Genomic DNA, 12766 nt, shown 5'->3' on the forward strand with positions numbered 1-12766 from the left:
CCGATAATTCAATTTTGCATTTATATAATTTCTCGACAATAAAAAGCGTCCAACGTGGACGCTTTTTATTATGCGTATTGCCGTTTTTTCTTAATAAGTAACAACACTTGTGAAACACAAGCAAGTACTGGTAACTCAATTAACGGTCCAATAACGAGTGCAAGTGCGATAAGAGGCTCGTCTGGAAAAGCAGTCACAGCAATAGCGAGCGCAACAGGCGAGTTTCTTGCTAATGTTGTTAAGCTTAAACTTACTGTATCTTTATAAGATAAATGCAGGATGCGCCCGATAAATTGTCCTAGTAAAAAATTAATGATGAAGAACAATAGAACAGGAATGAGTAATAATAAAACAACATTCATATTTTGGAGTAAATATTTACCTTGTGATGCAAACATCGCTACAATTGCTAAACTTAAAAATACAATTTGAGCAGAGCTGAAAAACGGAATGATTTTATTCTCGAGTGTTTCAGCGTTTTTCATTTTATTCATAATGAATTTTGTAGCATGTGCAAGTAAAAATGGTAAGACGATAACGATTACGATACTTTCTATTAGAATAGAAACCGCTACAGTCTTCATTACACCGGCAAATAAAAATAAATAAACAGGTAGCAATAATACTTGTAAAATTAAGTTTACAGGCAAAATCGCTGTGGAAAGCGCTACGTTTCCTTTCGCTATTTCAGTAAATATTAAGTACCAATCTGTACATGGAGTAACCATTAACATTATAAACCCAACCCAAAGTGCTGGGTGATCTGAAAGAAATAATGCACCTAATCCCCAAGCGAGGAAAGGCGTCCATAAAAAATTAATGGTAAGGCTTGTTCCTGCAAATTTTAAATTGCGAAATCCGTTTTTAATCTCTTTCAATGGGATGCTGAGGAATAATCCATATAACATGAAAAATAAGAAGGGGACAATAAATTTGTCTGAATACATATGTATGATATTAAATTGTCCGAGTACAATGCCGCATGTAACAGCAAATAGAATAATAAAAGTTTGAATCTTTTCTATAGTGCTCATGAATAAATCCTTTCTAAATATGAATTTCCCTCTCTAAGTTAATTATACAAGTAATAAAGTAGTATTTGGTGTTTTATTATTATTTTCAATTCGAGACTTTATTTTTTATTAAAAGTTACTTGACTAAAGTAAGTGACTATATTACAATCACTTACATAAGGTAATTAAATAACAAAAAGTTATAGATTCCTGAAATGAAGGTCTCTATTGGAACTTTTTCTTAGAATAAGAATTTTTATGATGATGAATAATGAATATGAAAAGAAAGATTAGGTGAAGAAAATGGGACTATTTAGCTCATTATTTGGTAAAAAAGAAGAAATTACGAAAGTAGAGGAGAATAAAACAATGTCAAAAGTATTATTTGTAAAAGCGAACGATCGTCCAGCGGAGCAAGCAATTAGTTCAAAAATGTATGAAACATTTGTAAGTACTTATAAAGAAGCGAACCCAAATACAGAAATTACAGAGTTAGATTTATTTGCATTAGATCTTCCTTATTACGGAAATATCGCAATTTCAGGTGGATATAAACGTAGTCAAGGAATGGAGTTAACAGCTGAAGAAGAGAAGGCTGTAGCAACAGTAGATCAATATTTAAATCAGTTTTTAGAAGCTGATAAAGTTGTATTTGCGTTCCCATTATGGAACTTCACAGTACCCGCACCATTAATCACATATATTTCATACCTTTCTCAAGCTGGAAAAACGTTTAAATATACAGCAAATGGTCCGGAAGGTTTAGCTGGTGATAAGAAAGTAGTTGTACTAGGTGCTCGTGGTTCAGATTATTCTTCAGAGCAAATGGCTCCTATGGAAATGGCGGTTAATTATGTAACAACTGTACTTGGATTCTGGGGAATTACAAATCCAGAAACAGTGGTAATTGAAGGACACAATCAATATCCAGATCGCTCACAACAAATTGTTGAAGAAGGTATAGAAAACGTTAAAAAAGTAGCTGCGAAATTTTAATTACTGATAGTAAATGGAAAAACCAACATGGATGACCATGTTGGTTTTTTAGTCTATATTCTATGTTAAAAAATGTATATTCATAAAATAAAAGAAAAGTTTGAAAATAGTATTGCAAAATATTATATAGCGAATTATAATGAGTTCAAGAATAGTTGATACTTAAATTAAATATTCAGAAAATTCAATTAGTTAAAATTGGAAAATGAGATAAGGAAATTTGAATGGGGGTTATATTATGGCGAATAAAGTACCGTTTTCGTTCATAGTAGTTATTGGATTAATGTTATTTGCACTATTTTTTGGAGCCGGAAATTTAATTTTCCCAGCTATGCTAGGTCAATCGGCAGGAGAGAATGTATGGATTGCTAACGCTGGATTTTTAGTAACAGGTGTTGGATTACCATTACTAGGTGTACTAGCATTTGGTTTTTCGGGTAAAGATGATTTACAGTCATTAGCAAGTCGTGCTCACCCAGTATTCGGGATTGTGTTTACAACAGTTTTATACTTAGCGATCGGTCCGTTATTTGCAATACCAAGAACGGGTAATGTTTCTTATGAAATTGGTCTTAAGCCTTTTATGCCAGAAGGATTAGGTTCTACACCTTTAATTCTTTTCACAATTATATTCTTTAGCATCACTTGTTTTTTTTCGCTAAATCCTGCGAAAATTGTCGATATTGTTGGAAAAATATTAACGCCAATTAAATTGACATTCATCGGTATTTTAGTAATCGTTGCTTTTATTCATCCAATTGGAGATATGCAAGCACCAGTGGAAGGGTATACATCACATGCATTCTTTAAAGGATTCCAAGAAGGATACTTAACAATGGACACGCTTGCATCATTCGTATTCGGAATCATCATCATTAATGCAATTAAAGAAAAAGGTGCGAAAACGAAAACACAGATTATGGTCGTTTGTGCAAAAGCGACAATCATTGCAGCATCTATTTTAGCAATTATTTATACAGCACTTTCTTATATGGGTGCTTCAAGTGTTGCAAAGCTTGGACATTTAGAGAACGGCGGAGAAGTATTAGCGAAAGTTTCTAACTACTATTTCGGATCATATGGCGGAGTATTATTAGGATTAATGATTACAGTAGCTTGTTTAACAACTAGTGTGGGACTTGTATCAGCATGTTCTTCATTCTTCCATAAGTTATTCCCAAATGTTCCTTACAAAGCAATTGCAATTACGCTATGTGTATTTAGTGCAATTGTTGCAAACGTAGGATTAACACAATTAATCGCAGTTTCTGTTCCAGTATTAACAGCAATTTATCCACTAGCAATTGTATTGATTTTCTTAACATTCTTCCATTCACTATTTAAAGGAAGAGCTGAAGTTTATCAAGTGAGTTTAATCATAACATTTATCATCAGCTTATTCGATGGATTAAGTGCAGCTGGAGTTAACATTGAAGTAGTAAGCCAAGTGTTCACTAAATTCCTTCCGATGCAGGAAGTAGGATTAGGCTGGATCTTCCCAGCGATTATCGGTGGATTTATCGGATATGGCATTAGCGTTTTAAAAGTGAAAAAACAAGTTCAACCTGCAACTAGAGCGGACAAGAAAATAAGTTAATTGAAAAAGTTATAGAACTTGTTTCTATAACTTTTTTTGTTACTATTAATAAGGAGTAAAAAATAAAGTAGTAGGGGAAATAAAATGAAAAAAACAATTGATCATATCGGAATCGCAGTTCGTGATATAGATAGTACGATACGTTTTTATGAACAGGTTCTATCAGGGAAATTAATAGATCGTTACGTAAGTGAAGCACCAGGTGTGGAAAGTGAAGTTGCTATTATAGAAGTGGATGGAGATAGAATTGAACTACTTGCACCGACGAATAATACGACGTCGCCAATAGCACGCTTTATAAAACAAAAAGGGAAAGGTGTTCACCACGTTGCGTATCGTGTCGATGATTTAGATGTGGCTTTAGAAGAATTAAAAGAACAAGGTATTCGAACATTAGAGCATACACTTCGAATGAATAAACATGGTAGACGATTAATTTACCTGAACCCAGCGGATACAGAAGGAACGATTATTGAGTATTGTGATTATCCGGAAGAGAAATAGAAGAAGGATATTTTTTAAAAGGTGTTACGTTATTACGTAACACCTTTTAATTTATCTCGCTATTTGTAGGAGTCTTACTGCCCGTAAAAGCTCTATTAGTGAGGGCTAATTAAAGTTTCACTTTATGTATTTCACATTTTCTTCACAAATGATTCACGAGAACTTTTCTTCTTAAGGAACTTACATAAATATATTTTATGATATAATTACAATCTACTTTAAAAATATAAGTTGTTTTAATTAGGGTAGTTACTATTATATTGGTAGTTTAAAAGCGGGGAGAAAGTAAGTATTATATAGCATGGAAATTTATACTTAATCAGGTTAATATTTCGTCAGAAAATCAAACTAGGAAGTATAAAGTAATGAAAGTGTAGCGATGAAGAAGAAAGAAGTGAAATGAGTGTGAAAGTAATGAGAAGGTTAGGGGCATGGCTAGTAATAGCATGTGTGCTTATTATATTGATACCAAAAAGCGCGTCTGCTCATGCATATGTTGTGAAATCAAATCCTGTTGAAAATGAAACGTTGAAGAAAGCACCAACTGTCGTGAAAATCGAATTTGATGAGGATATACAAGTTTCACATTTTAATACATTGTTTGTAAGAGATACCTCAGGTAAAAGAGTAGATTTAAAGGATGCTCATATTGATAAAAGAAACAAAAAACTATTAGAGGCAGGGGTAAAAGAGAATCTTAAAGACGGTCTCTATTCTATTCAATGGAAAGCTATTTCAGCTGATGGACATCCAATTCAAGGAGTTATTCCGTTCCAGATTGGGTTAGCCGAAGCGGGAGCAGATGATGTACAAGTAGAAGAGATGGGGTATGTCCCGCAAATCGATATGATTATGGAACGCGGGGTTCTATATACAAGTTTCTCACTATTTTTAGGAGTTCTATTCTTTAATCTTATTATATATAAAGGGGATGCAATAGAAGTTCACTCAAGGAGTAAGAGAATAATATGGATATCATTAATAGGTATATTCATTAGCTTACTATGCAATCTACCATTGCAAGCGAAAATAAATGCTGATGTTTCGTGGTTAGAAGCATTTGATCCACTATTATTAAAAGAAACATTGCAACTATCTGTTTTTGGTTATGTATGGATCACTCAAATGGCTCTTATTAGTGTGCTTATCATTGTTACTTATTTTGCGTTGAAGCGTGAGAAACTTTCATCGTTTAAAGTATGGAGCATTCCAATATTACTTTTTATTGGGTTACTCGTTATGAAAGCCTTTAATAGTCACGCATTTGGTTTGAAGTTTAAAGACATTGCTGTCGTTATGGACTTTCTACATTTATTCGCAGCTTCGTTATGGGTTGGCGGTCTATCATCGATTATTCTTCTTTTACGTAAAGAGGATGACAAGTGGACGAAGTATTGGGATGCAATTAAGCGTTTTTCACCATGGGCAACAGGTGCTGTCATAGTCATTGTATTAACGGGTCTTTTTAACAGTACATTTTTTATTCCCACGATTCATTCCCTATTTGATACGAAGTATGGATTAGCATTATTAGCAAAGATACTTTTATTCGTTTTCATGGGGATATTGGGAATTATTCATTATGTGAAAGGGAAAATGCGAGCCCGACAAGGATTAGGCGCTACGCTGAAAGTAGAGTTGATCATTGGAATTATCGTTTTCATAATCGTAGCTTTTATGACAAACGTACAAACACCGCCGATGCCTCCTACTGGACCTTTTACAGAGAGTAAACAATTAGATAATGGATATGAACTTACTTTACATGTAAGCCCCAATAAGGTAGGACAGAATACATTTCATATTACTTTGAAGGATGAAAATGGACAGCCTGTTACTAATATGGAACAAATTGTATTGACGACTCAATCGTTAGATATGAATATGGGCAAAGGGTCATTTAAAGTTTCAGCAATTTCACCGGGAGAATATGAAGCGGAAGGTATGTATATTAACATGACAGGCAACTGGAATATACAAGTTCACGGATTAACAAAATCTCTTGATAGCTTTGATACGGATTATAAATTTATTGTAGGCGGCAGATAAAGAGAAGGTATAGATAAAAAGGAGCTAATAGAAAATGAAACGTATAAAAAAATTAGGAACAACAATGATCGCAACAATAATTGCAATGGGAATTTTTTCGTTACCTGTAAGTGCGCACGTCACTGTGAAGCCAGCAACTTCGGATGTTAACTCTTGGGAGACTTACACGATAAAAGTACCAGTTGAAAAGAATGTAGCAACGACAAAAGTTACATTGAAAATACCGTCCGGCGTCGAGTTTCAACAGTATGAACCAGTGTCAGGATGGAAAGTGGAAGAGCAAAAAGATGCAGCTGGAAAAGTTAAAACTGTAGTATGGGAAGCAACAGGAGAAGGGATTTTATCTGGTCAGTTCCAACGATTTACTTTCGTTGCTAAAAACCCAGATAAAGAACAAAAGATAGCTTGGGATGCATATCAACAATATAAAGACGGAGAAATTGTTGAATGGACAGGCGATGAGAAAGCTGAAAAACCGCATTCAGTTACTACAATTGCAAAAGGTAAGTCCTTAACTGGGGAACATGGGGAAGTATCTAGTGTGGGAAAGAATGAAAGTACAAGTAATATGCAAACAATAGCAATTGTGTTATCAGTTTTAGCGATTGTATCTTCGGTAAGTACGTTTGTTTTTGTAGTACGTCGTAAAAAGTAAGGTATAAAAAAGAGCCTACAAATAGTAGGCTCTTTTTCACGTTTATTTATTTCACTTCAACTTGTTGCCCTACAGCAAGTGTTTTCGGCTTTATATTTACAAAGCAAATACTCACGACAATAAATAATAGACCGATAAACAAGCTCATTGTAATGGCCTCATGTAAGAAAATTGAACTTACAATAATAGCGATAAGAGGGATAAGGAACGTGTAAGCTCCAACTTTACTTGCTTCACCAGCTCCAACAAGTGTGAAGTAAGCGAGCCATCCCATTGCAATAACAAAGAACGAAATAAAGAGTAGCACACTAACAAATGGCATACTCCAAGCGATACTAGACCAGCTTTCAAACTCTGATCCAAATCCAACTAAGCAAACACCTCCAATAATAAGCTGAAGTGTTACCATCCAAATAGCATTAACGCGGTGCCCGGTTTTTTTAATAAATACTGTACCCAGTGCCCATCCAATCGCACAACCTAATGCGAGAAGGATTCCAATGATAGAAATATGGCCGGTTAAGCTACTAGAGCTAATAACCCCCACGCCAATAAATCCTAGAATTAAACCGAAAATTTTTAAGCCATACATTGATTCTTCAAGCCATATCCACGAGAAAATGCCGAGTAAAACAGGCTGTAGAAATACAATTGCGGAAAATAATCCAGCGGGCATGTATTGAAGACCGACAGTTTGTAGTCCGTAAAAGATAATGATGTTAAGTACAGAAGAAATAACGTATAAATGCCAAGTTTCTTTTAAATGTAGCTCTTTGTATTTCGGTAATGCGAAAATAAGTAAAATGAATCCCCCAATTAAGGTTCTAACGCCTGCAAATAAAACAGGTGGTGTATAATGCAAGGCAAATTTAGATAAAGGCCAATTAATTCCCCACATAATAACGAGAAAAGTAAGGATTATGGCCGTTTTTGTTCGAGAAAGCTGTGTCACGGTAAGACCTCCTTGTTGTATTTCATTTCACTATGATATGATATCGACTGTGATAAATAAAATGAATCTTTTTTATAAGGGGTATAAGTGATTAGTTATGACCATTACACAACTACAAGTTTTGATTAAAACGGTTGAATTAGGTAGTTTTACGAAAGCAGCAAAAGCACTTAATATGACACAGCCTGCTGTCAGTCATGCCATTTCAAGTATTGAGTCAGAATTAGATATTACGATTCTTATACGTGATAAGAGAGAAGGTTTAATTGTTACTGACGTAGGAGAGAGAATTCTTGTTCATATTAGAGAAATATTGAATGGAATTGAGAAAATTGAGCAAGAAGTTGCGATGGAGAAAGGACACGAAGTTGGGACGATTCGAATTGGGAGTTTTCCGAGCGCTTCTGCACATTTCTTACCCAAAATGATAAACCTTTTTAAGGAGAAGTATCCGAACTTAGAAGTCGTTCTTTGTGAAGGAACGATTAAAGAAGTTGAAGATTGGTTAGTATCGAGGGTTATTGATATAGGAATTGTTATTTTGCCTAATAAAGATATGGAGATTGTTCCATTAGCGAAGGGGAAAATGGTTGTTATCTTAAGAGAGGATCATCCTCTCTGTAAGAAGGACGCTATTACAATTAGTGATTTAGAGAATGAACCGATCATATTATGTAAGGGTGGATACGAACCACCCATTATTGATATGTTTAAACAAGCAAACGTACCACTTCGGGCTGAGTATGTAATTTCGACAGTTACTACAGCTTTAAATATGATTCAAGAAGGATTAGGCATTGCAATATTGGCTGAATTATCTTTAACGAATTTACCCAAAAATGTGCAAACGAGAGAATTGGAACCACAAGTATGGAGAGAAATTGCTTTAGCTGCTCCTTCATTAAAGGATTCTTCAATCGCTGTGCAGCTATTTATTGAAGAATTTCAAGCGCTATTTGCAGAATAAAAAGAGGTGTCTCATATATCATAATGGGACACTTTTTAATTTACTTATAAAAAATCTGTGAAAAGGATTGACTTATTTTTTAGTTGTAACTATAATGATTACATCGAGGTGGTGATGACGATGAAAATTAGTAGCCGCTTTTCTATAGCTGTTCATATTTTATCTATTTTGAAAAACAATCCATCTTCACTTTGTACTTCAGACTATATGGCTGAAAGTGTAAATACAAATCCGGTAGTAATCCGTAAAATTATGTCGTACTTGAAACAAGCTGGATTTGTTTACGTAAATCGCGGGCCAGGTGGTGCGGGATTATTAAAGGATTTACATGAAATCACATTGTTAGATGTGTATCATGCAGTGAACGTAGTCGAAGAAGACAAGCTATTTCATATTCACGAGCAACCAAATCCAGATTGTCCAATTGGAGCGAATATTCAAGTGGTGTTAGAAGTTATATTAATTCAAGCACAATCCGCGATGGAAGAAGTTTTGAAAAATATTTCGATGGAGCAGTTGTTTGAATCTTTACAAGAGAAAATGAATGCTTAAAATATTATCTATATTTTTTTATTATCGATGTAACTATATTGATTACAACTATAAAGGTAAGGTGTAAAAATTATGACTGTAAAAATGAAAGTATACTCAGACTTTATATGTCCGTTTTGTTTTTTAGCAAAAGGTCCATTAGATGAGGTAGTGAAAGAGAAAGATGTAGAGATTGAATGGATGCCATTTGAATTACGTCCAAGTCCATATTCAAAAATAGACCCATGGAATGAGCCAGAAAAATTAGGTTCATGGGATGCTTTCATTCTTCCGACAGCGAAGAAGTTAGGAATTGATATGCGTTTGCCACGTGTTTCCCCACATCCATATACGCATTTAGCTTTCGAAGGATGTCAATTTGCGAAAGAACGTGGACTAGGTAATGAGTATCATCACCGCGTATTCACAGCATTTTTCCAAGAAGAGCAAAACATTGAAGATATTGATGTGTTAACAAAATTAGCGGTAGAAGTAGGACTTCCTGAGGCGGAATTTAAAGATGCTTTAGTAACTCGTAAATATAAAGAAAAGCATCAAGAAGCAATTCAGCACGCATATGATGAAGCGAATATTATGGCTGTTCCAACTGTCATGATTGGAGATGAAGTCATTCAAGGGCTTGCTAGTAAAGAAACACTAGAAAGGGTCATTGATAAAGAAATTGAAAAGGATAAAACAAATTCATTTGAAGGTGTGCAATGTAATACCGATGGATATTGCTAATTCGATTGTTATGAAATAACAAAATAAATAATAAAACAAATATTTGGAGGAATTAAAATGTCAGCAACTACAACAAATTTAAAAGAAGCAATCGTGAACCGTCGTTCAATTCGTAAAGTAACAAAAAACGATGCGATTACGAAAGAAAGAATTGAAGAAGTGTTAAAAACAGCTTTACACGCACCAACATCTTTTAATATGCAAAGTAGCCGTATGGTTGTATTAATGGATGGAGAGCATGAAAAGTTTTGGGATATCGTAAAAGAAACGCTTAGATCACGCGTACCAGCAGAAAACTTTGAAGCGACTGTAGAAAGACTAAAAGGTTTCCATACAGGTGTAGGTACAGTTTTATTCTTTGAAGACCAAGCAACTGTAGAAAAAATGCAAGAAAATGCACCGTTATATAAAGATCAATTCCCATTCTGGTCTCATCAAGGTAATGCAATGTTACAACATACTGTGTGGATGCTATTATCTGCTGAAGGAATTGGCGCATCGCTGCAACATTACAACCCAATCGTAGATGCTGATGTAAAAGAAACTTGGAACATTCCAGCAGAGTGGAGCTTAGTAGGTCAAATGCCATTTGGTGAACCAAATGAACAGCCAGCAGAAAGAACATTCTTACCTACTGAAGATGTAGTGAAATTTTATTAAGAAATACAATATGTAACGATAAGGAAGCTGTGCTTAGAAACAGCTTCCTTTTTTGTATTAGTGTTAATTTATAAGCATTTAGGGAAGGAATATAACAAATAGTCAGGTGAGAAAGGAAGTAGGAAAATGAATGACGAGAAAAAATATACAGTGGTAGGTACTGATGTCGAGGAAGTAAAACGTTTAAATAAAAATTCAGGATTAACGTATAATCAAGTGAAAGAAATGTTAGCGAAGCAAATGCAAAAAAAGAAGTGATTAGATTGAAATCATTCATTTTTTCATTTAACATTTTGATTGGAGAGAGTTAAGTAAAAGGTAACTCTCTTTTTTATATAACTGAGCAACTGTAAGAGTGGAGGAAGCAACATGAAAAAGTGGGTAAAGATAACGTTGTCTATCGCCGGAGGTATTGTCCTATTGGTATGTGCCGGTGGATATTACGTGTATAAAAATTATTTTCCAAAGGAACCAGAGCGTATTGTATATGATAAAGACAGAGTGTTAAAGCCGATACATAACCAGCTTAAAGGGATCAACATAGATAATGTAAAGATAAAAGAAAAAGCAGTTGTAAATGCAACTGTGGATGAACTTCAAAATATGGTCGATGATGGAAAATTATCATATGAAGAATTAACGAGTATTTATCTCTTTAGAATACAAGAACATGACCAAAATGGAATATCATTAAATGCTGTTACAGAGATTAATCCAAATGCAATAGAGCAAGCACGAAAGTTAGATAAAGAGAGGTCGTTAAATAAAAAATCGAACTTATACGGCATTCCTGTCATCGTAAAAGATAATGTACAAACTGCAAAAGTGATGCCGACAAGCGCAGGCACTTTTGTATTAAAAGATTGGGTTGCAGATGAAGATGCCACGATTGTGAAGAAGTTGAAAGAAGAGGGGGCATTTGTTTTAGGTAAAGCAAATATGTCTGAATGGGCGAATTATTTATCTTTTACAATGCCAAGTGGATATAGCGGGAAGAAAGGGCAAAATTTAAATCCGTACGGTCCAATTACATTTGATACATCAGGATCCAGTTCGGGGTCTGCTACAGTGGTTGCGGCAGATTTTGCACCGCTTGCAATTGGGACAGAAACGACGGGATCTATTGTCGCACCAGCGACGCAGCAATCTGTAGTTGGGTTACGTCCATCGTTAGGTATGGTTAGCAGAGCTGGCATTATCCCATTAGCTGAAGCACTTGATACTGCAGGGCCAATGGCAAGAACGGTAAAAGACGCGGCAACGTTATTTAATACAATGGTAGGTTATGATGAAAAAGATGCTATGACAGAAAAAATGAAAGATAGAGATAGAATAGATTATACGAATGATTTATCAATAGATGGATTAAAAGGAAAAAAGATAGGGATTCTTTTTTCTGTAGATCAACAAGATGAAAATAGAAAAGCAGTAGCAGAAAAGATTAGAAAAGACATTCAAGATGCCGGTGCGATATTGACTGATGATATTCAGTTAAGTAGCGAGGGTGTAGATAATCTGCAAACATTAGAATATGAGTTCAAACATAATGTTAACGACTATCTTTCGAAGCAAAAAAATGTGCCTGTAAAATCGTTAGAAGAGATTATAGCGTTTAATAAAAAAGATAGTAAAAGAAGAATGAAATATGGACAAACATTAATTGAGGGCTCTGAAAAATCTGCTATAACGAAAGATGAATTTGAAAAAGTAGTTCAAACGAGTCAAGAAAATGCAAGGAAAGAGCTAGATAGATATTTAGTAGAAAAAGGATTGGACGCTTTAGTCATGATTAATAACGATGAAGTTCTTTTATCAGCTGTAGCTGGTTATCCTGAATTAGCGGTACCAGCAGGCTATGATAAAAATGGAGAGCCAGTAGGTGTTGTATTTGTCGGGAGGCAGTTTGGTGAAAAAGAACTTTTCAATATTGGATATGCGTATGAACAACAGTCTAAAAATAGACGTTCTCCTAAAATATAGAATTTAAAAATAGTTTTTAGGAAAGGATTAGATAAAAAATCAGACATTAAAAAAGAAAAAAAGGATTCTTCCAAATTAGTAAGAAAGATTGTCTATAGAAGTTCATAAAATGTAATAG

13 protein-coding genes are annotated in these 12766 nt (G+C 34.5%); 11 read left to right on the plus strand and 2 right to left on the minus strand.

What is annotated here, in order from left to right:
* Positions 1–68: 68 nt before the first annotated feature.
* A complete protein-coding gene (locus BTOYO_RS22555) occupies positions 69–1034 on the minus strand; it encodes an arsenic resistance protein (RefSeq protein ID WP_000103793.1) in 966 nt (321 codons plus the stop codon).
* A gap of 282 nt (positions 1035–1316) precedes the next feature.
* Between BTOYO_RS22555 and BTOYO_RS22560 the strand changes: the two genes are divergently transcribed.
* The 5 genes from BTOYO_RS22560 to BTOYO_RS22580 all read left to right on the plus strand — a co-directional run bounded on the left by BTOYO_RS22560 (position 1317) and on the right by BTOYO_RS22580 (position 6814).
* Complete coding sequence (locus BTOYO_RS22560) at positions 1317–2009, plus strand: FMN-dependent NADH-azoreductase (RefSeq protein WP_000522497.1); 693 nt, start codon at positions 1317–1319, stop codon at positions 2007–2009.
* 238 nt (positions 2010–2247) lie between these two features.
* Positions 2248–3606, plus strand: a complete 1359-nt coding sequence (brnQ, locus tag BTOYO_RS22565; protein WP_001284765.1) for a branched-chain amino acid transport system II carrier protein — start codon at positions 2248–2250, stop codon at positions 3604–3606.
* Positions 3607–3690: 84 nt separating this feature from the next.
* Positions 3691–4110, plus strand: coding sequence for a VOC family protein (locus BTOYO_RS22570; protein WP_000750859.1), 420 nt, complete (start codon positions 3691–3693; stop codon positions 4108–4110).
* 399 nt (positions 4111–4509) lie between these two features.
* Positions 4510–6159, plus strand: a complete 1650-nt coding sequence (locus BTOYO_RS22575; RefSeq protein WP_000114318.1) for a copper resistance CopC/CopD family protein — start codon at positions 4510–4512, stop codon at positions 6157–6159.
* A 34-nt stretch (positions 6160–6193) separates the two neighbouring features.
* Positions 6194–6814 carry a YcnI family copper-binding membrane protein gene (locus BTOYO_RS22580; protein WP_000821385.1) on the plus strand — a complete coding sequence of 207 codons (621 nt, stop codon included), beginning with the start codon at positions 6194–6196 and terminating at the stop codon, positions 6812–6814.
* Positions 6815–6860: 46 nt separating this feature from the next.
* Here BTOYO_RS22580 and BTOYO_RS22585 read toward each other — a convergent pair whose 3' ends face one another.
* Positions 6861–7766: a DMT family transporter gene (locus tag BTOYO_RS22585; protein WP_000192823.1), complete on the minus strand. Its 906-nt coding sequence runs from the start codon at positions 7764–7766 to the stop codon at positions 6861–6863.
* Positions 7767–7863: 97 nt separating this feature from the next.
* On the opposite strand from BTOYO_RS22585, the gene BTOYO_RS22590 reads away from it, so the two are divergent.
* The 6 genes from BTOYO_RS22590 to BTOYO_RS22615 all read left to right on the plus strand — a co-directional run bounded on the left by BTOYO_RS22590 (position 7864) and on the right by BTOYO_RS22615 (position 12648).
* Positions 7864–8733 carry a LysR family transcriptional regulator gene (locus tag BTOYO_RS22590; RefSeq protein WP_000156755.1) on the plus strand — a complete coding sequence of 290 codons (870 nt, stop codon included), beginning with the start codon at positions 7864–7866 and terminating at the stop codon, positions 8731–8733.
* A 120-nt stretch (positions 8734–8853) separates the two neighbouring features.
* Entirely contained in the window at positions 8854–9285 is a 432-nt protein-coding gene (locus BTOYO_RS22595) for an Rrf2 family transcriptional regulator (RefSeq protein WP_000704077.1), read from the plus strand.
* A gap of 72 nt (positions 9286–9357) precedes the next feature.
* Positions 9358–10008, plus strand: coding sequence for a DsbA family oxidoreductase (locus BTOYO_RS22600; protein ID WP_000216688.1), 651 nt, complete (start codon positions 9358–9360; stop codon positions 10006–10008).
* 57 nt (positions 10009–10065) lie between these two features.
* Positions 10066–10668, plus strand: a complete 603-nt coding sequence (locus tag BTOYO_RS22605; RefSeq protein WP_001277038.1) for a nitroreductase family protein — start codon at positions 10066–10068, stop codon at positions 10666–10668.
* Positions 10669–10794: 126 nt separating this feature from the next.
* Entirely contained in the window at positions 10795–10926 is a 132-nt protein-coding gene (locus BTOYO_RS28185; RefSeq protein WP_000997344.1) for a hypothetical protein, read from the plus strand.
* 111 nt (positions 10927–11037) lie between these two features.
* Positions 11038–12648 (plus strand): amidase family protein, encoded by a 1611-nt coding sequence (locus BTOYO_RS22615; protein ID WP_000759437.1) that lies wholly within the window; start codon positions 11038–11040, stop codon positions 12646–12648.
* Positions 12649–12766 lie beyond the last annotated feature (118 nt).

The organism is Bacillus toyonensis BCT-7112 (assembly GCF_000496285.1).
Lineage (GTDB): Bacteria > Bacillota > Bacilli > Bacillales > Bacillaceae_G > Bacillus_A > Bacillus_A toyonensis.

Bases quoted from the DNA above. Each gene is read 5' to 3' on its own strand.
- BTOYO_RS22580 (WP_000821385.1), top strand. From the start codon at position 6,194: ATGAAACGTATAAAAAAATTAGGAACAACAATGATCGCAACAATAATT.
- BTOYO_RS22570 (WP_000750859.1), top strand. From the start codon at position 3,691: ATGAAAAAAACAATTGATCATATCGGAATCGCAGTTCGTGATATAGAT.
- brnQ (WP_001284765.1), top strand. From the start codon at position 2,248: ATGGCGAATAAAGTACCGTTTTCGTTCATAGTAGTTATTGGATTAATG.
- BTOYO_RS28185 (WP_000997344.1), top strand. From the start codon at position 10,795: ATGAATGACGAGAAAAAATATACAGTGGTAGGTACTGATGTCGAGGAA.
- BTOYO_RS22615 (WP_000759437.1), top strand. From the start codon at position 11,038: ATGAAAAAGTGGGTAAAGATAACGTTGTCTATCGCCGGAGGTATTGTC.
- BTOYO_RS22575 (WP_000114318.1), top strand. From the start codon at position 4,510: ATGAGTGTGAAAGTAATGAGAAGGTTAGGGGCATGGCTAGTAATAGCA.
- BTOYO_RS22560 (WP_000522497.1), top strand. From the start codon at position 1,317: ATGGGACTATTTAGCTCATTATTTGGTAAAAAAGAAGAAATTACGAAA.
- BTOYO_RS22595 (WP_000704077.1), top strand. From the start codon at position 8,854: ATGAAAATTAGTAGCCGCTTTTCTATAGCTGTTCATATTTTATCTATT.
- BTOYO_RS22590 (WP_000156755.1), top strand. From the start codon at position 7,864: ATGACCATTACACAACTACAAGTTTTGATTAAAACGGTTGAATTAGGT.
- BTOYO_RS22555 (WP_000103793.1), bottom strand. From the start codon at position 1,034: ATGAGCACTATAGAAAAGATTCAAACTTTTATTATTCTATTTGCTGTT.
- BTOYO_RS22605 (WP_001277038.1), top strand. From the start codon at position 10,066: ATGTCAGCAACTACAACAAATTTAAAAGAAGCAATCGTGAACCGTCGT.
- BTOYO_RS22600 (WP_000216688.1), top strand. From the start codon at position 9,358: ATGACTGTAAAAATGAAAGTATACTCAGACTTTATATGTCCGTTTTGT.